This is a genomic window from Nocardia sp. NPDC052001 (genome assembly GCF_040680615.1).
In the GTDB taxonomy this organism is placed as follows: domain Bacteria; phylum Actinomycetota; class Actinomycetes; order Mycobacteriales; family Mycobacteriaceae; genus Nocardia.
Genome location: NZ_JBFAXC010000009.1, coordinates 174,891 through 198,187 on the forward strand (window position 1 = coordinate 174,891; position 23,297 = coordinate 198,187).

The 23,297-nt window shown below is 68.4% G+C and carries 8 protein-coding genes and 1 pseudogene; 4 read left to right on the plus strand and 5 right to left on the minus strand.

The features are described 5' to 3' along the window. Positions 1 to 826: 826 nt before the first annotated feature. Positions 827 to 1,414 (minus strand): glyoxalase, encoded by a 588-nt coding sequence (locus AB0L82_RS33650; protein ID WP_364645663.1) that lies wholly within the window; start codon positions 1,412 to 1,414, stop codon positions 827 to 829. 52 nt (positions 1,415 to 1,466) lie between these two features. Between AB0L82_RS33650 and AB0L82_RS33655 the strand changes: the two genes are divergently transcribed. Beyond that, the gene (locus AB0L82_RS33655; protein ID WP_364645666.1) at positions 1,467 to 2,030 is read left to right on the plus strand and encodes a helix-turn-helix transcriptional regulator; all 564 of its coding nucleotides are present in this window, start codon (positions 1,467 to 1,469) and stop codon (positions 2,028 to 2,030) included. Between the two features lie 430 nt (positions 2,031 to 2,460). On the opposite strand, the pseudogene AB0L82_RS33660 reads toward AB0L82_RS33655, so the two are convergent. Then, a pseudogene (locus tag AB0L82_RS33660) lies at positions 2,461 to 2,859 on the minus strand (aldo/keto reductase); the annotation flags it as partial. A gap of 157 nt (positions 2,860 to 3,016) precedes the next feature. Between AB0L82_RS33660 and AB0L82_RS33665 the strand changes: the two are divergent. Continuing rightward, positions 3,017 to 3,385, plus strand: coding sequence for an NmrA family NAD(P)-binding protein (locus tag AB0L82_RS33665; RefSeq protein WP_364645668.1), 369 nt, complete (start codon positions 3,017 to 3,019; stop codon positions 3,383 to 3,385). A gap of 221 nt (positions 3,386 to 3,606) precedes the next feature. Here AB0L82_RS33665 and AB0L82_RS33670 read toward each other — a convergent pair whose 3' ends face one another. From AB0L82_RS33670 to AB0L82_RS33680, 3 genes are read right to left on the minus strand one after another with little or no spacing between them, the layout of a single operon-like run. Continuing rightward, complete coding sequence (locus AB0L82_RS33670) at positions 3,607 to 4,572, minus strand: TauD/TfdA family dioxygenase (RefSeq protein ID WP_364645671.1); 966 nt, start codon at positions 4,570 to 4,572, stop codon at positions 3,607 to 3,609. Positions 4,573 to 4,588: 16 nt separating this feature from the next. Then, entirely contained in the window at positions 4,589 to 5,779 is a 1,191-nt protein-coding gene (locus AB0L82_RS33675; protein ID WP_364645674.1) for an acyl-CoA dehydrogenase family protein, read from the minus strand. A gap of 53 nt (positions 5,780 to 5,832) precedes the next feature. Further along, positions 5,833 to 6,714 carry a LysR family transcriptional regulator gene (locus tag AB0L82_RS33680; RefSeq protein WP_364645678.1) on the minus strand — a complete coding sequence of 294 codons (882 nt, stop codon included), beginning with the start codon at positions 6,712 to 6,714 and terminating at the stop codon, positions 5,833 to 5,835. A gap of 346 nt (positions 6,715 to 7,060) precedes the next feature. Here AB0L82_RS33680 and AB0L82_RS33685 point away from each other — a divergent pair, with 346 nt between their 5' ends. Together AB0L82_RS33685 and AB0L82_RS33690 are read left to right on the plus strand one after the other, a co-directional pair. Further along, positions 7,061 to 14,806, plus strand: coding sequence for a type I polyketide synthase (locus AB0L82_RS33685; RefSeq protein ID WP_364645681.1), 7,746 nt, complete (start codon positions 7,061 to 7,063; stop codon positions 14,804 to 14,806). A gap of 28 nt (positions 14,807 to 14,834) precedes the next feature. Then, a complete protein-coding gene (locus AB0L82_RS33690; RefSeq protein WP_364645684.1) occupies positions 14,835 to 23,297 on the plus strand; it encodes a type I polyketide synthase in 8,463 nt (2,820 codons plus the stop codon).

The following is a 23,297-nucleotide window of genomic DNA, read 5'->3' on the forward strand; positions in this document are numbered from 1 at the left end:
CGCCATGACCTCGGCCGAACACCTGGCGATACAGATTCCGCGTTGGAACAGGTTGCTGGGAGCCATCGACTCATCTCCCGAAGCACTAGCGGATCCCGAATCCCGTTGCCCCGCCTGCGAAGTCGGACTCGATCTCCCGATCACCGAACCTCATGGAACAGGTGAGGGCGATCTCCAGGTAGGAGTCCAGCTCGCTCCACCAACGTCGTTCTCGTCGCTACATCCGTGATCACCGCCGAGGAAAGCTCCCGAGAACGAGGCCGCCCGCCCCGAGCCATCGGAGTGTGTCACCGGTATAAAACCTACTGGTCTGTTCGAAATGTGCCACGTCATAAGACATTCCGTCTCTCTGTCGGCAACGAGCACAGTCAACACCCGACCGGTCTCTCGGGCCCGCGGATCGGGATCTCAGTGCTTCTCGTTGCAGGGCGGGAGGTTCCGGTCCGCAAAGAGCGGACGGTTCCGGGGCGCGGAGGTCGCATTGACGACGAACTCACCGTCGGACCACAACGCGGGAATTTCGTCGCCGGTCGACGATGCGATTGTTCGGCTCGGTGCATATGGCGACGCCCGTGAACGACGGAGTTCAGCCTGTCCGAGACGTGCTTCATGTCCGCCGGCTCTAGTTTGCCATCCGTGGCGACTTCGACCGAGGTGTCAATTTTCCGTGCGACGGTCTCCAACTCCGGGCGAGAGTTGGTCAGGCCCAGCAGGTTTCCGCTCGCGATACGGTTGGCCTTTGTAGTCTTGCCCGAGGCCAGGCATCGCTGATTCGAGGAAGGCCGTGCACGAATCCCAGGCGGGCGCTCCAGCTTCCGAGGCGGTGCTAGGTCGACTCCGCCGCCAACTCCGCGCGCAACTGATGCGCGCGCTGTAGGTCCTCGGGTGCGGCGGACGGACCGTACCTGCGCAGGCCGACGTCCAGAACCTTCAGTGCCATCGCGTCGTCGTTCTTGAAATCGCGCAGGATGCGGACGTTGTCGAGCACTCGTGCGAGGCCCTCGAGCTCCTTCGAGCCGCCGTACTCCAACTCGAGCGGCTCATCTCGCTGGATCACCAGCACATGGTTGCTCTCGGGGTCCACGACGGTGAATCGGGATTGTCCTGGTTTGAAGCGAGTGATTCGAGGTGCGCCCTTGGCCGGCACACGCCCGAACCGCACCCGTAGCGCGGCGCTGAATTCTTGGTGGCACGCGGCGACATCGTCGACAAAGACCAGACAGCTGAGCTCCGCGTCGACACCCTCGGGTCGTCCGGTGAAGTGCAACTGGTATCCGTTGCGCGCGACCGCGCCGTACACATACGGGCGGCTCTGCTCGTATGTGACCTCGAAATCGAGTGCGCGATAGAAGTCGAGCAGTTCGGACAGGTGAGCCTTCCGGCTCCACAACATCGGCACCGCGACTTCGGGCATCGTCGACTCCACTCGGTAATCAAATTTGACTAGTGCAGGTTACCATCATTCGATGTCCACGATTCGTCTACTCGTCCTCGGGGTGACCCGGCTACAACAGCCCACATACGGCTATGCGGTCCGCCGCGAACTACTGACCTGGCGAGCGGACACCTGGACGAATGTGAAGCCCGGTTCGATCTACCACGCTCTCAAACAGCTCACCCACGAGGGAAAATTGCGTGCGATCGGGACCGAAAGCAGTAGTACCGGCCCGGGCCGGACCTTGTTCGAACTGACCGAAGACGGTGAGGCCGAATACCGAACGCTGCTGGACGCCGCGCTGGTCAGTGTCGACATGGAGGAACTCGGCGCCGGTATCGCGCTGATGGACACCTTGCCGCGCGATCACGTCATCAGCCTGCTGCGGCAGCAGCGTCAGCGCAGCACGCAGGTTCGAGATGAACTGGTCGCGATGAAAGCCGACTACCCGAGACGAGGCGAGGCACCGCACTCAGCCGACCTGCTCGAACTGTGGGCCGGTACATTCGACCACCTCGCCCACTGGACGGACGGCATCCTGGAACGGCTCGACAAGGGCGACTACCAGATGGCCGACGACAGCCCAGCGGTGTGAAACAGCTCAGCGGTGTGAAAAGGGTGGTGACCGACCGTCCTCGATCACGGCTGAGCACGTCGCGATATGCCCGAAACCGTAGGCGCAGTGGGAGATACCGCTGATCGTGACATTTGAAGCCAGTCCCAGTGCCCTGCAATTGCTCGATCCATCCGATGCCGCCACCGCCAGCGGATCACTGAAGCAGCTGTTTCGGTGAGCTCGAGTTTTAGCCTCTGCCCTAAGCCGGGCGGTCGGACTCACGTTGGCGAAGTCCTTGGCTGATGATTCTTCTTGCGGCGGAACGAATCTCAGGCCGTGGTTGCGACGTTTCTCGAGGACTTTTGTTTCTGCCTGGCCAGGCGAGCGGACGCGTTGTTCGAGCTGGTCGACGCCGTCGTGTGGCCCACCGTTCGGTGAAGCCCGCCGCACGGTGGGCCGTCGATCACGTCTAGTAGCGGACGTTGCTCAGCAGCAGCGGCGGGTAGACGGCGGACGTTTCACCGTCGACCGTGGTGCCTGCGAACTGAAGCATCGCGCGCATGTCGCCGTTCAACTCGGCGGGGTAGTTCAACGTCGGAGCAGTCACCGCATCGAGCCTGCCGAGTTGTTCAGCGCTGAGCGAGACTTCGAGACCGGCGAGGTTCGACGTCAGGTGCTCGAGCCGCCGTGCGCCGACGATGGGCACGACAGTCCCCCTCCGCGACCGCAACCACGCCAACGACACTGCCGCGGAGCTGGTGCCGAGCTCGTCGGCGATCGCATCGACGGCGTCGATGACACGGAACTCTTTGTCGCTCGGGCCGCCGACGAAGGCTGCGCGTGCGGAGTCGACGACTTCGGTACCCCGAGTTCACCCGCGAATACCGTCGACTGTTCGGCGCTCCTCCTGGCCAGGACGCCGCACGCCTGCGGACCGACCCGGAGCCGGTTGTGTCCTTCATCTGAGCACGCGGCCGCTACCGCGTCAGCTCCGCCAGGATCGTCGCAGCCCAGCCCAGCCCTGCTTGGTCTCGAGCGTCATCAACCCCGGCACCCGGCTGTCCCCGGTCGCGGTGGACGACATCGGCCGCGCGGCCGCCGCAGCCATCCCCGCGCCCGAGCGATTCGACAGGGTCGAGCTGGAATTGGCGAGCGACTACCTGTCGATGACGGAGATCGCCGAGGTCCTCTCCCGCACCCTGGGCACGCACCTCGCCGCACCCGACATGACCGAACAGCAAGCTCTGGCCGCGGGAATGCTGCCCTTCGCCGCCGCACTCGAATGGCTCAACGTGGCCGGCCAGCCAGGCCGCCCGGCGTACGCCAGTGACCTCGGCATCTCACTCACCACCTTCGAAGAATGGGCGCGGCACCACCTGCGAGCTGATGCCTGACATGGGGTTCCGCTTCTTCGAGGCAGCCGCGGCCTGTTCAGGCCGGACCTCGGTTTCCGGTACGAGCGCGCGAATTAGTGACATCCGCGGCCATCTCCTTGCCGTCCGCTCGAATCCATCGGGACGCTCTTCCCGTGTGGTTCAGGCGATTCCGCTGGGTCGGCGGCGGGTGCCGGGGTCGGCGATGGCGGATGCGACTGACCGGGACGCGGCCTGACAGGTCAAGCGGCGAAGAACTTCAGACGTGGTGAGGGGACGATGGCGCTGTAGTGCGAGGCGTCTCCCTGGAGTACTTCGCTGTGGGCTCCGGTGATGTCGACAGGGACGTCACCGGCGAGGGTGATGCGGTGTAGTTTGCGTTGTTGGTCGCCGAAGTCGGCGATTCCATAGTGCTGGGTGGCGCGGTTGTCCCAGATCGCGACGTCGCCCAGGTGCCAGTTCCAGCGGAATGTGTTCTCCAGTTTGGTAATTCGTGCTTGGAGTAGTTGGTAGAGAGAGTGGAATTCGGGGGTGGTCAGGCCGCGGAAGCTCTTCGCGAAGTGGCCCAGGAGTAGGGAACGTTCGCCTGTTTCGGGGTGTACCCGCACGACGGGGTGCAGGGTTTGGTACTCGGTGCTGGTGAATTCTTCGTACTGTTTACCGACGTTCGACTGACCGGTCTGACCGACGTAGTCGTAGAGATTGCTGTGCGTGGCCCACAGTTGTTCGGTCAGTGCGCGCAGTGCCGGCGGTAGTTGTTCGTAGGCGGCGACCGTGGACGCCCAGGTGGTGGCGCCGCCGTAGCTGGGGAGGATGATCGCGCGCAGGATCGAGACCTTGGGGATGCGGTCGACGAAGGTGACGTCGGTGTGCCAGCTGTTCGCGGCTCCGTCGATCGTGAGCAGTCGGGTGCCGAGCGTGGTCAGGGTGGGGTGCGGTTCGGTGGGGGTGCCGAGCAATTCGGCGAACTCGTACTGCGATTCGTCGGTGAGCTGGTGCTGGCCGGTGAAGACGATCACCTTGTTGATCGCCAGGGCCAGCCGGATCGCTTCGACCTGGTCGGCGGGAAGGTCGCCGCCGAGCCGCACTCCGCCGACTCGTGCGCCGATGTGCTCACCGAGCCGCTCGACCGTGATGCCGGCGCGTTGGAAGATCACTGCGGCTTCGGCCGCACGGTCCGCCCGGTTGCCGATGTGTGCCAATGTCATTGTCCGAATTCCTTTTTCACTCGCCGAGCAGGAAATTGCCGATGTACTCATGGACGCTGTCGCTGCTGGGTGGATGGAAACTTCCTGCCCGGACGTCGCGATACAGTCGCTCCAATTCGTTGCGGCGGTGGATCGAGCCTGCGCCGCCGATCTCGAGCGCGAGATCCACAACCGTGCGCGCGGTCCTGGTGCCGTTCTCCTTCACCGCGAACAACGCCAGCAGCAGCCGGTCGCCGAGATCCTCTCCGCGGGCGAGTACTTCGGTGATGTGATCGAGGTGCGCGGTCGCCGCTTCCAAGGCCAATTCCGCTTCTGCGGCGTGGTACCGCACGAACGGCTTGCCCGCGACCGGCTTCCCGTCCAGGCTCAGCACAGTGCGGGTGCGCGCCGACTCGAGCGCGATATCGACTGCGCGGCGGGCGATTCCGAGGTACACGTTGACCAGCGCCGGGATCGCCCACGGCAGGATCGAGGAAATGAACGGTCCCGGGTTCGCGCCGCGCTCGTAGCTGTCGACCACGTGTTCCTGTGCGAGGAACACATCGGTGAACACCGTGTCGTGGCTGGCCGTGGCCCGTACACCGAGGGTGTCCCACGTTTCCACGGTGTGCACCCCCTCGCTGGTGCGCGGCACGAACGCGTGCAGGATGCGCGGGTGCTCCGGATCGCTGTCGTCCCGGGCGTGGATGCCAAGCCAGTCCCACGCGGGCGAGAGTGAGGTGAAGATCTTGTGCCCGTTGACCAGGTACCCACCCTCGACCGGCACAGCGCTGGTGGTGGAATCGTCGATGGCCAGATCGTTTCCGCGTTCACCGTGACCGGAGGCGATGACCTTGCCCGCCACCACCTCATGCGCGAGCCAGTCGAGCGTGGAGTCACCGGCGGCGATCCGGTCGGCCAGCGGACCGGTCCAGTACAGGTGCATGTTCACACCGAGCGCGGTGGCGGGCGCCCAGTACGCGAGGGCGCGCTGGGCGCGGTTGAATTCGGTGAGCGTCCACCCGAGTCCGCCGTGACTGACCGGGATCGCCGCACGCAGGTAGCCGATCTCCCGGAGTTCGTTCAGATCCTCTGTGAAGAAACGGTTGTCGCGATCGTATTCAGGGGCACGCCGGTGAAGTCGGTGCAGCAGCGATTCGGGCAGCACGCCGGGCGTCAGTACTTCCGCCGCCGGCGCTTCGGCAGGGTCTACGGCGAGATCTGTCATGGCACAACTACTTTCGAGAGACGTCGTTCGTATTGGTAATTCGCGCAGTCGATTCAGGCGACGCCGCGCAGCCCTCGGCTGGAGATCGCGCGGTAGTGCGCGGTGATGGCCTGGACCGCGATGTTCTCGATATGGTCCTCGAGCCCGCGCCGGGTGACCAGGCGGACATCGATCGCGCCCACCTCGGGCAGCCCGCCGATCGGGGCGAGATCGCGCGGCGCGGCGGACAGACACGGCAGCAGGGCGACGCCCAGACCGGCCTTCGCCGCGGCCAGCAGGCCGTCGAGGTTGCCGGATTCGGCGGTCACCGAGACCTCGTAGCCGCGTTCGCCGAGCGCCCGCACGGCGCGGCGACGCAGGCCGCAGGGTTCGGCGAAGGCGACCAGCGAGATCGGGCCGGGGGCCGACGGCAGCTGCCAATTCTGTGCCGCGAACCATTTCAGGTCCAGCACGCCCACCTCGGTGCCGACCGGTTCGGCGGTGTTGCCGCCCAGGACGATCACCAGATCCAGCACGCCCTTGATCACCGCGTCCGTCAACGCGGTGGACCGGTCGATGCGAAAGTGCAGGCCCGCTTCCGGATAGGTGGTGCGCAGCACGCCGAGCAGGTCGGGTAGCAAACCGTCGGCGGCGTGCTCGGTGGAGCCGATATTGATCTGCGGGCGCGGTGCTTCGGAGAAGCGGGCCAGCACCTGGTCCTGTGCGGCCAGCAGGCGTCTGGCCTCCACCACGAGCCGCTCCCCCTCGGGTGTGAAACGTGAAGTGCGACCGTTCTTTTCGACGAGAACGCATTTGAGTCTCCGCTCCAGCATGCGGATGTGCTGGCTGACGGTGGGCTGGCTCAGGTGTAACGCGTCTGCCGCGCGTCGGAAGCCGCCGGTGTCGGCGATGGTCACGAGTGTGCGCAAATGCAGCAAATCCAGCGGATCGGGCATACCGTACAGTCACCTTCGGGTTGGTCGACGCTGAAACATCATCTAAGCGGACATCGAATCGCCCTGCCGCCCTTTGAATCTGCGAGATTGCAATGAATGGCGACCGGAATTCCGATATCGCCGCGCACGGGTGCGGCAATCGATCGGATTCAGTGATGGCTGCATATCGGATATCCCGATCGCGTCATGAAAACATTTGGGGCACAGTGAAATTCGGCCGTGACTACTCGATGTGACCTCTGCCACCTCCGGTTGTTGGTTCGTTAATCGGGCTCGCACAATAACTTCACGGAGCTTTCGAGCGGGGGTCGTACTCGAATTCTTCTCCGGATCAAAAGGAGATCTTGTGAACGTTTTTCGGTATGGGGGATTCTCCCGTGCGGTCGCGATAGTGGGCGTCTCCTGCCGGCTTCCCGGAGCGAACAATCCCGACGAATTCTGGAATCTCCTGAAATCGGCGGAAATTTCGCTCGGGGTGCCCGCCGCCGAACGCGCCGCGTCCGGTGGCGATGTGGCCGACCTGGTCGGCGGCTTCCTCCCGCACGTGGATCGCTTCGATGCCGCCTTCTTCGGCATCTCCCCGGCCGAGGCTCGGCTGATGGACCCGCAGCAACGTCTGCTGCTCGAATTGGCTTGGGAGGCTGCCGAAGACGCGAACATTCCCATCACCGATCTGCGGGAGTCGGCCACCGGCGTATTCGCCGCCGCGATGGCCGCCGACTATGCCGCAGTGGTTCACGACGGCGGGGCCGCGGCCATCACGCGGCACACGCTCACGGGTCTGAGTCGCGGTGCGCTCGCCAATCGGCTTTCCTATGCCTTCGGCTTGCGTGGTGCGAGCTTCACGGTCGACTCCGGCCAGTCCTCGGGCCTGACCGCACTGCACCTGGCGTGCACGAGCTTGGCTGCGGGGGAGACGGATTCGGCCTTCGTCGCAGCGGTGAATCTGAATTTGACCCGGGACGGCGCGCGGATCGCCGAACGGTTCGGCGGCCTCTCCGCGACCGGGCGCGCCTCGGTGTTCGATGCCGATCGCGACGGTTATGTGCGCGGTGAGGGTGCGGTGGTGTTGCTGCTCAAGCCGCTGGATCACGCTGTCGCGGAAGGGGATCGGATTCACGCGGTGATCCGCTCGACCGCAGTGGCCAATGACGGGGGCGGGCAATCGTTCACGGTGCCCACCGCTGCCGGGCAGTCGGCGGTCATCGCGCAAGCTCTGCAGCGGGCCGGGATCGCCCCCGGGGATGTGCAGTATGTGGAGCTGCACGGGACCGGGACGCGCGCCGGGGATCCGATCGAGGCGGCGGCACTGGCCGAGACGATCGGTCGCACCCGGACCGCGGCCGAGCCGCTGCTGGTCGGGTCGGTGAAGTCCACCATCGGTCATCTCGAAGGTGCGGCGGGCTTGGCGGGTTTGTTGAAGACGGTGCTCAGCCTGCGCCATCGCGAGCTGCCCGCGACCCTGGGGCACGAAAACCCCGATCCCGCATTGGTTCTCGACTCGGCGAACCTGCGTGTGGTGACCGTGGCGCGTTCCTGGCCGCATCCGGAGCGCACGCTGGTGGCCGGAGTCAGTTCCTTCGGTATGGGCGGAACCAATGCGCACGTGATCGTCGAACAGGCCCCCGACGGGACCGGCGAGTGGCGCGAACGCGGCCCCGAGGACCGTGCCGATCAGGCAGCGGCGGCACCGGTACGGCCGTTCGTGGTCTCGGCCCGGTCGAGCCAGGCGCTGCGCGCACAGGGCGAGCGCCTGGCCGAATTCGTGGCGGATCGAACACCCGGCCTCGCGTCGCTGTCTTCGGGGCTGATCCGGGACCGGGTCGAATTCGACAGCCGCGCTGTCGTTCTGGCACAGGACGCCGATGCTTTGGTGACGGGTCTGCGCGCACTGTCGCTAGGGCGCACGGCCGCCGGGGTGATCACGGGCTCCGGCGCACACGGCAGCGTGGGCGTGGTGTTCAGCGGTCAAGGCAGCCAGCGGGTGGGGGCCGGACGGCAGTTATACGACCTGTTCCCGGTGTTCCGTGCGTCCTTCGACGAGTCCGTGACGCTACTCGATCGGTATCTCGGTGCGGCGGTCGACTTCTCGGTACGTGATGTGGCCTTCGGTGGACCGGGCACCGAGGGACTGATCGATCGGACGACCTATACCCAGCCGGTGATTTTCGCGGTCGAGGTGGCGCTGTACCGGCTGCTCGAATCGTGGGGGATCGAGGTCGCCGCGGTGGCCGGGCATTCGATCGGCGGTGTGGTGGCCGCGCATGTGGCCGGTGCGGTGTCTCTGTCCGACGCGGCGCGTATGGTCGCGGTGCGCGCCAGCCTGATGGGCGCGCTGCCTGCGGGCGGCGCCATGGTGGCCGTGGAGTCGGATGAGGCGGAGGTACTGGCCGCGATCGAGACCGCCGGGCGGTCGCGTGCCGTAGCGGTGGCCGCGGTGAACGGCCTACGGGCGGTGGTGATCTCGGGTCCCGATCGTGATGTCTCGGTCGTCGCCGACGCGCTGTCCGAGGCTGGACGGCGGGTCAAGCGCCTCGCGGTCTCGCACGCCTTCCACTCGGTCGCGATGGACCCGGTGCTCGCCGATTTCGAGGCGGCGATTGCCGAATTGCACTGGTCCGCACCGGAACTCACCCTCATCTCCGATACGACAGGCGCGCCGATTGCTGCTGCGCAAGAACTCGGCCCCGAGTATTGGTCCGGGCATCTGCGTGGCACAGTCCGCTTCGCCGACGCGGTGCGCACCCTGCGATCCGAGGGTGTGGGCACCTTCCTCGAGCTCGGCGCGGACGCGGTTCTGACGCCACTGGTAACCGCTGCACTGTCCGAACCCGGTGAGGTCGTTGCGACCGCCTCCCTACGGCGCGGGCGCGACGAGGTCGCGGGACTGTTGACCGCCGCCGCAGTCGTCCACACCAATGGCAACCGGGTGGATTGGGCCGCGCTGGTAGGACCCGCGACTCGGATCGACCTGCCCACCTACGCCTTTCAACGGGAACGCTTCTGGCTGGATGGGCCGCCGGACCGTGCTCTGGAGACGGCGGCCGAGCGCCCGAATCCTTCCCCTCGGTTCGCTGCCGCGCCATCGGAGCAGGCGCCGATTTCGCCCGCCCGGGTGCCGGTACGAATCGCTACCACCGTGCGCGAAGCGACCGCGACGGTGCTGGGCTACACCGACCCGCAGCAGGTCGATACCGAGGTCACCTATCGAGACCTGGGCTTGGACTCGCTCGGGGCACGAGAGCTGGCGATCCTGCTGACACAGGAACTCGACCTCACACTGGCACCGACCGTGGTCTACGACTACCCGACCCCCGACGCGCTGACCGCGCACCTCGCCGACCGGCTGCGCGGGCGGTCCACGCAGGATCGGCTCACCCACGAGGAAGCGAATCCGCGCGGTGCCGCGGAGCTTTCGGAAGCTCCGAACACTGACGCTCCAGGCAACAACCCATCCGGCAATGATCCTTCGAGCAATATCGCTGAGCCCATCGCCATCATCGCGCTGAGCGGACGATTCCCCGGCGGGCACGCGTCTCCCGAAGCGCTCTGGGATCTGCTCGCATCCGGTGGCGAGGCCATCGCGGACCTGCCCGCCGACCGGGGCTGGGACCTGGCCGGGCTCTCCGATGTGCTCGGCGAGACCGGTGGGCGTGGCGGATTCCTGCGTGAGGCACCCGATTTCGACGCGGAGTTCTTCGGAATCTCACCGCGTGAGGCCGTCGCGATGGATCCACAGCAGCGGCTGGTGCTGGAATCGGTGTGGGAACTGTTCGAGCGCGCGGGTATCGTCGCGCAGTCGCTCACCGGCACCCGCACCGCCGTCTATCTGGGGGCGAGCCCCTCGGAGTACGGCCCACGTCTACATGAGATCAGCGGGGCGGCAGCCGGATTCGGATTGACCGGTACGTCCCCGAGTGTCCTGTCGGGCCGGGTCGCGTACACATTCGGGCTCGCCGGGCCCGCACTGACCGTGGACACCGCGTGCTCGTCATCGCTGGTGGCTCTGCATCTGGCAGTGCGCGCACTGCGGGCGGGGGAGGCCGATCTCGCGGTCGCCGGTGGCGTGACGGTCATGGCCGGTCCGGGCATGTTCACCGAATTCGCACGACAGGGCGGCCTGGCCGCTGACGGTCGTTGCAAGGCGTTCGGCGCATCCGCTGACGGGACCGGCTGGTCCGAGGCGGTGAGTGTGCTTTTGGTGGAGCGGCTTTCCGATGCCCGCAGGCTGGGCCACGAGGTCCTGGCTGTGGTGCGAGGAAGCGCGGTGAATCAGGACGGTGCGTCCAACGGCTTGACCGCACCCAACGGCCCCGCGCAGCAGCGGGTGATTCGTGCGGCGCTGGCCGACGCGGGTCTGGAACCTACCGACGTCGATGTCATCGAGGCGCACGGCACCGGCACCGCGCTCGGCGACCCCATCGAGGCCCAGGCACTGCAGGAAACCTACGGCCGGCATCGTGCCGAGCCGGTGTGGCTCGGTTCACTCAAGTCCAATATCGGTCACACCCAGGCCGCCGCGGGTACCGCCGGTGTCACGAAAACTGTTCTGGCACTGCGCAATGAGCTGATTCCCGCGACCCTGCACGCCGAACCGTCCTCGCCGTTCGTCGACTGGCTGGACGGAGCTTTGCGGCCCGTGCTCGAGTCACGGCCGTGGCCCCGGGACGTGCGGCCCCGGCGCGCGGCGGTGTCATCGTTCGGGATCAGCGGTACCAACGCCCACGTAATCATCGAAGAAGCTCCCGATGTTCCGGTCGCCGAAACGGCTCCGATCCCGGCGGAGCCCGTGCCATTCGTGCTGTCGGCGCGGACTCCGGCCGCCCTGCGCGCGCAGGCGGATCGTCTCGCCGCGCACCTCTCCGGACCCGAGGCACTCGCGACCGGCGCGGTCGCGTCCTCGCTGATCCGGCACCGAGCCGGATTCGCCGCACGCGCGGTGGTGATCGCCGAGGGTGCCGCGGTTCTGCGGTCGGGTGTGCGAGCGCTCGCGGACGGACTCGTCGCGGCGAACGTCATCACCGGTCCGGGCACGTCGTCCGGTGCGGTGGGGGTGGTCTTCGGCGGGCAGGGCAGTCAGCGGGCCGGAGTCGGACGGGAACTGGCCGACCGATTCCCGGTGTTCCGCAATGCTTTCGAGGCCGCGGCGGAGTTGCTGGACCGGTATCTCGGCGCGGCGGTCGAATTCTCGGTACGTGAGGTGGCTTTCGGCGGACCCGGCACCGAGGGGCTCATCGACCGCACGGTCTATACCCAGTCGGTGGTGTTCGCGGTCGAGGTCGCGCTTTACCGCCTGTGGGAGTCCTGGGGTGTGGAAGTGGCCGCGGTTGCCGGGCATTCGATCGGCGGTGTAGTCGCCGCGCATGTGGCGGGGGTGCTGTCGCTGGAGGACGCGACCCGGCTGGTCGCCGCCCGTGCCCGCCTGATGGACAGTCTGCCGTCGGGCGGTGCGATGGTGGCGGTCGAAGCCACCGAAGCCGATGTGCGTTCCGCGATCGCCGCAGTCACCGCTGTTACCGGCGCAGTTGATGACGCCGCTGACATGGTCGCGGTCGCCGCGGTGAACGGCCCACGCGCGGTGGTGATTTCGGGCCCGCAGGAGCCAGTGTCGCGCGTCGCGGCCGACCTGTCGGCAGTCGGTCACCGCGTCAAGCGGCTCGCCGTCTCACACGCGTTCCATTCCGCGGCAATGGATCCCGTGCTCGAGGAGTTCGGTGCCGTGGTGTCCGAGCTGACTTTCGCCGAGGTCACCGGCCCGAGGATCGTGTCCGATCACACTGGCCGCGAGGTGACCGGCGCGGAACTCGCCGAGCCTTCCTACTGGGTCCAGCACCTGCGCGGCACGGTTCGTTTCGCCGATGCCGCACGCACCCTGGCCGCCGTCGGCGTCGGGCTGGTGGTCGAGCTGGGTGCGGACTCGGTGCTGGCGGCAGCCCTGTCGAGCGTGCTCGAGGGTGTCACCGTGGTCCCGGCGCTGCGTCGCGACCGGGACGAGGTCACCGGTGTGCTGACGGCTGCGGCCACCGTATTCACCCACGGCCACCACGTGGACTGGTCCGCCATCGTGCCCGACCAGGGTCGGGTTGCCTTGCCCACCTACGCTTTCCAGCGCGAGCGCTACTGGATCGATACCCCGAACGGCGCTGTCGATCAGGTGCCCGGCGAATGGATTCACCGCACGGGGTGGGAGCGCTTGCACTCCACCGGAGTGACACCCGAAACGGAGCCGACCTGGGTACTGGTGAGCCCGGACAACGGTGCCACCGACGAATGGGCGCGAACATTGCGGGTGGCGCTCGGTGGCGCGCGCGTCCTCGAGGTGTGCGTGAACCCCTCCACCACTACGAGATCCGCGCTCGAGACCGCGCTGGCCGAGATGCCGGGGGAGAGCCTGACCGTGGTCTCGCTGCTGCCGCTGGCCGTGCGTTCCGCCGGGTCGGTGTTCGACCTCGATCTCGCCGTCGGCACGGCCTACCTGACCCAATCCGCCGCCGCCACAGCGCGGGTCACCGCCTTGGCCGTGGTGACCAGTGCGACGGTGACCTCCGACGACATCGACGGGGTAATGCCCGCCGACGGTTCCGGACTCGCCTCGGATCCTTCCGGTGCCTGGCACGCCGGATTCGTCACCGCCGCGGCCACCGAAGGCGGTCTCGGCCCGGGCACGGTCATCGACGTACCGGCTGAGCCGGATACCGAAACCGCCCAGCAGGTGATCGCTGCGCTCCGAAACCTCAGCGGCGAGCGCGAATTCGCCATACGCGATGGGCAAACGTGGGTGAAACGAGTGCGCCCGGGCACCCTGCGGGCCACCGGCCGGTGGCGTCCGACCGGAACCGTGCTGATCACCGGCGGCACCGGTGCACTGGGCGCGCATGTGGCACGAAGGCTGGCCCGCAATGGCGCCACGGACCTGCTGCTGGTGAGCAGGCGCGGGCCGCAGGCACCCGGCGCGGCCGAGCTGATCGCGGAATTGTCCGCCGCCGGAGCGCATCCGGTGATCGCCGCGTGCGATGTCGGCGACCGTGACGCGTTGGCGGCCTTGCTTGCGAGCATTCCGGCCGACCGTCCGCTCACCGATGTGGTGCACACCGCCGCCGTACTCGACGACGCGCTGATCGAAGGTCTGGACCGCGAACGCCTGGAGCGGGTACATCGGGTCAAAGTGGGTGCGGCGCTGCATCTGCACGAGCTCACCCGCGACCTCGACCTGTCCTCGTTCGTGCTGTTCTCCTCGGTCACCGGCATCGTTCCGGTTCCGGGGCAGGCGAACTACGCGCCGGGGAACGCATCGCTCGATGCGCTGGCCGCACACCGACGCCGACTCGGCCTGCCCGCCACCTCGGTCGCGTGGGGGCACTGGGCCGGTGCGGGGATCGCCGGTGCGGCAGCCGGGCAGCTACGCCGGAGCGGACTGCGGGCGATGCATTCGGCACCGGCGCTCACCGCACTCGAATACGCGGTGGTGGGCGGCGAAGGCAACCTCGTTGTCGCCGATATCGATTGGGCCGCAGCCGATCCGATCCACGCCCGGCTACTTACCGAGGTGCTGCCGGTAGCCGAATCCGCGACCGCCGTCGATCCCGTCCAGGTGCTCGCCGCGCTGGACGACGCCGAGCGGCATCGTCGAGTCCACGCCCTGGTGCGGGAGGAGACCTCCGCCGCGCTGGGTCACGCCGATTCGAGCGTGGTCGATGACGATCGAGGACTGCGCGATCAGGGATTCACCTCCCTGTCCTCGGTCGAACTGCGAAACCGGCTCCGCCGGCGCACCGGCCTGGACCTGCCCGCCACCCTGGTCTTCGACCATCCCACGGTCGCCGCGCTGACCACGTTCATTGCCGGGGAGCTCGTTCCGGTCCAACCGGCGCGACTGGACATCCTGCTCGGTGACCTGGAGCGCGTGGCGGCGGGCTTGGCGGGAGCTGACCTACCCGCCGCCGAACGGACCGTCGCACTCGACCGTCTGCGCCGTCTGCTCGATGAATCCGACAGCGGCACAACTGAACCCGAGAGCACCCCGGCCCTGTCCGAGTCCGCCACGGACGCCGATCTGATCGATTTCATCGGCTCCGAACTCGGTATTTCCTGACTTACCCGGAATAGTGAAAGGCACCGCTGTGAACGCAATTGACGACGCCACCGGCGACGACAAGATCCGGCACCTGCTGCGCCGGGTGAGCGAGGAACTGTACAAGACCCGCCAGCAATTGCAGGAGGTCACCGCCGCACAGCAGGAACCGATCGCGATCGTGGCGCTCGGCTGCCGGTTCCCGGGCGGGGCCGATACCCCGGAACGGTTCTGGGATCTGCTCAGCGAAGGCCGGGACGCATTGTCCGAGTTCCCGGACGATCGCGGCTGGGACCTGGCGAACCTTTACCACGCCGATCCCGACCATCCCGGCACGGCCTACACCCGGCACGGCGGATTCCTCGACGGCGCAGCCGATTTCGATCCGGAATTCTTCGGCATCTCCCGGCGCGAGGCTTTGGCGATGGATCCGCAGCAGCGGCTGCTGTTGCACACCACCTGGGAGGCGTTCGAACGTGCGGGTATCGATCCGCGTTCGCTGCGCGGCAGTCGCACCGGGGTCTACGTCGGCACCAACGGCCAGGACTATGTGACCGGCAGTGGCAAGGTACCCGCCGGGGTGGAGGGTTACCTGGTCACCGGCACTGCGGCCAGCGTGCTGTCCGGACGCATCGCCTACACGCTGGGATTCGAGGGCCCCGCGCTCACCGTCGATACGGCCTGCTCGTCGTCACTGGTGGCGCTGCACCTCGCGGTGCGGGCACTGCGGGCGGGCGAGGTGGATTTCGCCGTCGCCGGCGGTGCGACGATCATGTCGACCCCGGCGATCTTCATAGAGTTCTCCCGCCAGCGCGGACTGTCGGTGGACGGGCGCTGCAAGGCGTTCGCCGACGGCGCGGACGGCACCGGCTGGGGTGAGGGCGCGGGAGTGCTTCTCGTGGAACGGCTTTCGGACGCCCGGCGACTCGGCCACGAGGTGCTCGCGGTGATCCGGGGCAGCGCGGTCAATCAGGACGGCGCGTCCAACGGGCTGACCGCGCCCAATGGGCCTGCCCAGCAGCAGGTGATCCGGGAAGCGCTCACCGATGCCGGGGTGAGCGCGGCCGAGGTGGACGCGGTCGAAGCCCACGGGACCGGCACCGAACTCGGCGATCCGATCGAGGCGCAGGCGCTGCTGGCGACCTACGGCCGACACCGTGCCGAACCGTTGCTGCTCGGTGCGGTGAAATCCAATATCGGCCACACCCAGGCCGCCGCGGGCGTGGCCGGGGTCATCAAGATGGTGCTGGCGCTGCGCCACGGGTCACTGCCCGCGACGCTGCACGCGGAAAAGCCCTCCACCCTGGTGGATTGGACCGCGGGGCAGGTCGAGCTGGTGACGCGGTCGCGCCCGTGGCGATCCGCGGGCAGGCCGCTGCGGGCGGGCGTATCGGCGTTCGGGGTCTCCGGTACGAATGCCCATGTAATTCTCGAGCAGGCCATCGATACCGAGACCGCCGGCCAGTCCACCGATGGGCATCCCGCCGATTTCGAAGCGGCACAGCCGGTGTCGGAGGGGCAGGTGTTGCCGTTCCTGATCTCGGGGACCTCGGAGGCCGCCCTGCGCGCGCAGGCACAGGCGCTGGCACGCTACCTCGCCGATAGCGGCGATGCGGACCTGGGCCGTGTCGCGTCGGCACTGATCCGCGACCGCGTCACCTTCGGGACGCGTGCGGTGGTCGCGGCGGGCGATCGTGACCGCCTGATCGCGGGCTTGTCGGCGCTGGGAAGTGGGGAGCCGGGTGCGGGGGTCACGGTCAGCGCGGGTGCCACCGGTGCGGTGGGTGTGGTGTTCGGCGGTCAGGGCAGCCAGCGTGCGGGCGTGGGAAGCAAGCTCTATGAACGGTTTCCCGCTTTCCGGGAATCCTTCGATGCGACGGTGGCCCTGCTCGACGAGCAGCTCGGAGCGGCCGTGCGGTTCTCGATCAGGGATGTGGCCTTCGGCGCGCCCGGCACCGAAGGGCTGATCGACGACACCACGTACACCCAGCCGGTGATCTTCGCCGTCGAAGTGGCGCTGTTTCGCCTGCTGGAATCGTGGGGTATCGAGATCACCTCGGTCGCAGGGCATTCCATCGGTGGAGTGGTGGCCGCGCATGCGGCGGGCGCGCTGTCGCTGGCCGATGCGACCCGACTGGTCGCCGCGCGCGGGCGGTTGATGGGCGCGCTGCCTCGAGGTGGCGCGATGGTAGCGGTCGAAGCCACCGAGGTCGAGATTCGTGCGGCGATCGAGCAGACCGGTGCGGGTGAGACGGTGTCGATCGCCGCCGTGAACGGCCCGCGCGCGGTGGTGATCTCCGGTGCCGAGCCGCCCGTGCTCGAGCTCGCGGCGCGACTGTCCGGATCGGGCAGCCGCGTCAAACGGCTGGTTGTCTCGCACGCTTTCCATTCCGCGGCAATGGATCCCGTGCTCGCGGACTTCGCCGAAGTCGTGGCCGGGCTGACATTGTCCGAACCTCTGGTCCGCACGCTCGTCTCCGATGCCACCGGTGCGCCCATCACCGCCGCCGAGCTATCGGACCCGTCCTACTGGGTGCGGCATCTGCGCGGCACCGTGCGGTTCGCGGACGCCGTCGCCGCGTTGCGGGCCGAGGGTGTCGGGATCATCCTCGAGCTGGGTGCGGATGCGGTGCTCACGCCGATGGTGTCCGCGACCCTGGCCGATGACACCGATCCGTGGGCCGCGGTCGCCGCGGTCCGCAACGGGCGCGACGAGATCGCCACGGTGCTGTCGGCCGCGGCCACCGTGCACGCCAATGGGCACCGGGTCGAGTGGACCGCGATCGTCTCCCGGCAGCGGCGAATAGCGTTGCCGACCTACGCTTTCCGATACGAGCGCTTCTGGGCCACCACCACCGCCGCCACCGAACCGGGCCACGGCGCGCATCCCCTGCTCGCCACTACCGTCCGGCTCGCCTCCGGTGACGGGGTCATCGCGACCGGACGGCTGTCGATCCAGGATCAGCCGTGGCTGGCCGAACACGTCGTATCCGGGCGGATCTATGTACCGGGGACCGCGCTGGCGGAACTGGCATTGCACGTCGCGGACGCGGTGGGCGCGGACGCGGTCGATGAACTCGTGATCGAGACGCCGCTGGTGTTGAATGCCGAGTCCGGTGTGGAGGTCCAGGTCAGCGCCCAGCGGGCCGAGGAGCATCACATTGTCGAGATCCACTCGCGTCCGCCCACCGATCCGGACGCACCGTGGACTCGGCACGCGGTCGGCAGGCTGGACCGCTCGCGCACGAGTTTTGTTGCGGCGGTGCCCGACTCATGGCCGCCCACCGACGCCGAGCCGGTCGACCTCACCGACGCCTACCAGCGGCTGCTGGCCGCGGGCCTGGATTACGGCCCCAGCTTCCAAGGGGTGCGAGCGATCTGGCGACGTGGGCACACCCGCTACGCCGAGATCTCCCTGCCGGAATCCGCGCTCGCGGACCCGGCGGGCTACGTCGTGCACCCCGCGCTGTTCGATGCCACACTGCACCCGGTCGCGATCACCGCGCCGGATGTCGACGCCCCACGAATCCCCTTCGTATGGAGCGGTTTCCGAGCGCATTCCCTCGGAGCGACCGCATTGCGCGTGAGCTTCACCGTTACCGCCGAGGGCCTGAGCGATCTGCTCGCCACCGATCCGACCGGTGCACCCGTGCTCTCGGTTGAGAGCCTGGTCCTGCGCGCGGCCCAGGCCGAGCGCGCACCGGCGCGCGAAGGGCTCTATGAGCCGGTGTGGGTGCAATACGCACTCCCGGAGGCGATATCGATCGATGAGCAGCGGGTGTGGGATTCCCACGGTCTCGACGCGCCCGCACACGCGGCCCTGGCCGTGCTGCGCGAGCCGGATGCCGGTGAACGAATTCTGCTCACCCACAATGCCATCGCCGCCGTCCCCGGTGACCGCCCGGACACCAGCGCCGCCCCGATCTGGGGCCTGGCCCGCGTGGCGGCCACCGAGCGCGCGGGATCGATCGCGGTGGTCGACACCGACGACGACGCCGCTTCCCAGCAGGTCCTGCCGCGTGTGCTGGCCGCGACCCGGGACGAACCGCAACTGGCGGTACGCGCGGGCCGGGCCTACGTTCCCCGGCTGGTGCACGCCGGCGCTGTCGCCGCGTCTCGGACGTGGGACCCCGAGGGCACCGTGCTGATCACCGGTGGGACAGGCGGTCTCGGGGCGTTGCTGGCCCGGCATCTGGTGCAGCGCCATGGTGTTCGGCATCTGATACTGGCCAGTCGCCGGGGAGCCGGTGCGCCCGGGGCCTCGGAACTGGCGGCCGAATTGCGCGGGCTGGGCGCGCGGGTGCTGGTGGTGTCGGCGGATCTCACCGATCGTGACACCGTCGCTCGCGTCCTCGCCGCGGTCACCCCGGAGCATCCGCTCACCGCCGTGGTGCATGCCGCCGGAATTGTCGACGATGGTGTGCTCGATACGTTGTCCGATGAACGGTTCGACGCGGTGCTCGCGCCGAAACTGGTTGCCGCACAGCTGCTCGATGAGCTGACGCGGGACCTCGAGCTGTCCGCGTTCGTGCTGTATTCCTCGATCGCCGGATTGCTGGGCACGGCCGGGCAGGCCGCCTACGCCGCCGCCAATACCGGGTTGGACGCGCTCGCGGCCCGCAGGCACGCGGACGGTCTGCCCGCGGTCTCGCTGGCCTGGGGTCTGTGGGCCGAAACCAGTGGCGTGACAGCGCATCTCACGGACGCCGACCGGGCTCGACTGGCTCGTCAGGGTGTGCGTGCGCTCTCGGCCGAGCACGGACTGGATCTGTTCGACGCCGCCGTGTTCCACCGCGAGAGTCCGCTGCTGGCTCCCGCACCGCTGGACCTGTCGGCGTTCGACCGCCCCGGGATCGAGGTGCCGTCACTGCTGCGCGGGGTGGTGCGCACGCAACGCCGCCGGGCGGAATCGACGGTGCGCGCATCGGATTCGGGGCTGTCCGGCGCGCTGAATGGGCGGCCCGCCGAGGAACAACGATCGCTGCTGCTGGATGTGGTGCGTCGCGAGGCGGCCGTGGCGCTCGACCATCCGGACCCGGTCGGGATCCGTGGCGATCGTGCCCTGACCGAGCTGGGGCTCGATTCGCTCACCGCGGTGGAGTTGCGCAACCGGCTCGCCGCCGCGACCGGATTGCGCCTGCCCGCCACCCTGACCTTCGATCACCCGACTCCGCAGGCCATCGCGGAGCTGCTGTACACGCGGCTGTCCGGGGCGTCGGAGACCGGCCCCGCCGCCGCCAGAACGGCGGATACGGCCGAGACCGATCCCATCGTGATCGTGGGCATGGCCCTGCGTTTGCCCGGCGGCATCGAAACACCTGACGCGTTGTGGCGGCTGCTCGACACCGGTGGGGACGCCATCGCCGAGTTCCCGGCCGACCGGGGTTGGGATCTGGAATCGCTCTACGACGCCGATCCCGAGCATCCGGGCACCTCCTACACCCGGCACGGCGGATTCCTGGTGGGCGCGGCCGATTTCGACGCGGGACTGTTCGGCATCTCGCCCCGCGAAGCCCTGGCCACCGACCCACAACAGCGGCTGCTGCTCGAAACCAGTTGGGAGGCATTGGAACGCGCCGGTATCGACCCGACCTCGTTGCGCGGGAGCCGGACCGGGGTGTTCGCGGGCACCATGTACCACGATTACGCCCCGCATATTCAGGACGCCCCCGCCGATCTGGAGGGCTATCTGGTCAACGGCAGCGCGGGCAGCGTCGCCAGCGGCCGCATTTCCTACACCTTCGGTTTCGAAGGCCCCGCGCTCAGTGTCGACACCGCGTGCTCGTCTTCGCTGGTGGCCCTGCATCTTGCGGCGCAGTCGCTGCGGTCCGGGGAGAGCGATCTGGCGCTGGCGGGCGGGGTGGCGATCATGGCCAGCCCGGCCACCTTCGTGGAGTTCTCGCGCCAGCGCGCACTGGCCGCGGACGGGCGCTGCAAGGCGTTCGCAGCCGCCGCCGACGGCACCGGCTGGGCCGAGGGTGTCAGCATGCTGGTACTCGAAAGACTTTCCGACGCACAGCGATCGGGTCACCCGGTGCTGGCGGTGGTGCGCGGGTCCGCGGTCAATCAGGACGGTGCGTCCAGCGGCCTCACCGCACCCAATGGCCCCGCCCAGCAGCGCGTGATCCGGCAGGCGCTGGCCAACGCGGGTCTGCGCGCGGGTGAGGTCGACGTGGTCGAGGCCCACGGAACCGGTACCAGGCTCGGCGATCCGATCGAGGCCGAGGCGATCATCGCGACCTACGGCGCCGAGCATGATCCGCAGCGGCCACTGTGGCTGGGCTCGCTCAAATCGAACGTCGGCCACACCCAGGCCGCCGCCGGCGGCGCGGGAATCATCAAAATGATTCTGGCGCTGCGCAATCGACGGCTGCCGCAAACCTTGCACATCGATGAACCCACCCCGCACGTGGACTGGGCGGCGGGCACCGTGCGCCTGCTGACCGAGCCTCGACCCTGGGAACCGCAGACCGCGCCACGCCGTGCGGGCATCTCCTCGTTCGGTGTGAGTGGCACCAACGCCCACGTCATCATCGAGGAGCCGGCCACCCTCGACACCGGCGGGTTCTCCGGTGTTGTGCCGAGCGATGCCGCAAAACCCGCTGCGCTGGGGGCTGGTCCTGCGCCGCAGGATCGGGAGCCTCCGCTGGTGTGGGCGCTGTCCGGGCATGACGCTGCGGCGCTGCGCGGGCAGGCGGTCGCGCTGGCGACCTATCTGCGTGCTCGGCCCGAGCTCGATGACGCCGATATCGCACGCACGCTGTGGGATTCGCGCGCCGCACTCGCCGAGCGGGCGCTGATTGTGGGCGAGGCCGACGAGCTGCGTGCCGGACTCGAGGCGCTGGCCTCGGGTGCGGCGCTGCCCGCTCACGTGGTCACGGGCACTGCCGATGTGATCGGGCGGACCGTGTTCGTATTCCCGGGGCAGGGCGGGCAGTGGCCGGGTATGGCCGCCGAGTTGTACCGCACCGCACCGGTGTTCGCCGATCGACTGGAGGAGTGCGCGCGGGCGCTGACGCCGTTCGTCGACTGGCCCGTGCTCGAGGTGCTGCTCGGGCGCGCCGATATCGACACCGATCGGGTCGATGTGGTGCAACCGGCGCTGTGGGCGATCATGGTCGCCCTCGTGGAGGTGTGGGCCGCACACGGTGTGCGCCCGGACGCGGTGGTCGGTCACTCGCAGGGTGAGATCGCCGCGGCGGTGGTTGCGGGGGCGTTGTCCCTGCAAGACGGTGCGCGGGTGGTCGCGTTGCGCAGCAAGGCGATTGCGGCGCATGCCGGACAGGGCGCGATGGCGGCGATCTCGCTGTCGGCGTCGGCCGCCGCCGACCTCGTGGCGGAGTACGGCGGCCGAATTTCGGTGGCCGTGGTGAACTCACCCACGTCGGTGGTGCTCTCGGGAGCGGTGGACGCCATCGAGGAGGTGCTGGCCGAGCTGGACGCACGGGGCGTGCGCAACCGGCGGGTAGCGGTCGACTACGCCTCGCACTCCGCGCAGATGCACGACCTGCGCCCGACCCTGCACACCGAGCTCGCCCCGGTGCGGCCGAGGACGGCGGCGGTCCCGGTCTTGTCGACGGTGTCGGCCCAATGGCTCGACGGCCCCGAGCTGACGGGGGAGTACTGGTTCGAGAACCTGAGCGGCACAGTGCGGTTCGAGGAGGTCACCCGGCTGCTACTGGAGCAGGGCTACCGTGCGTTCGTCGAGATCGGACCGCATCCGGTGCTGTCCTCGGTGCTCGAGGAGACCATCGCCGATACCGACACCACCGCCACGGTCGTGGTGGGCACGCTGCGCCGCGATGAGGGCGGCCCGCAGCGAGTGGCGCTCTCGGTGGCCACGGCGGTCAGCCGCGGCGTGATCGTCGACGCCGAGGCGCTATTGCTCGGGCGCGGCCGACGAATCGAGTTGCCCACCTACGCCTTTCAGCGCAGCCGGTACTGGATCGACGCGGACCGGTCCGCGTCACGTCGCGGCGATCGGTCGGAACATGTGCCGAGTGAGGTCGCCGAGACCACGAGTCCGGTTGTGCTGGACAGGTTCTCCGGCCTCGATGAGACCCAGCGGCGCGGCGCGGTACTGGAACTGGTGCGGGCCGAGACCGCCGCGGTGCTCAAACACGGCAGCGCCGCGGATGTCCCGGCCACCCGCGCCTTCCGGGAACTGGGCCTGGACTCGCTGACCGCGGTGGACCTGCGCAACCGGTTGCGGACCGCGACCGGGCTCGCACTGCCCGCCACGCTCATTTTCGACCATCCCGCACCGGCGGCGGTCGCCGACTTCATCGCCACCGCCCTGCCCCGTGCGGGCGGAACCGATCGTGGCGGCCCGGTCGACGCCGATGACGCCCTGCGCGCACTCGAGGAACTGCTGACCGGTGGCGGGACCGATGCCGAGGCCATAGCCGAGCGACTGCGCTCGCTCGCTGACCGCCTGGCCGTGCCCGAGGCCGAGCTCGATCTCGACTCCGCCTCCGATGACGAACTATTCGACCTGGTAGACAGGAACTGA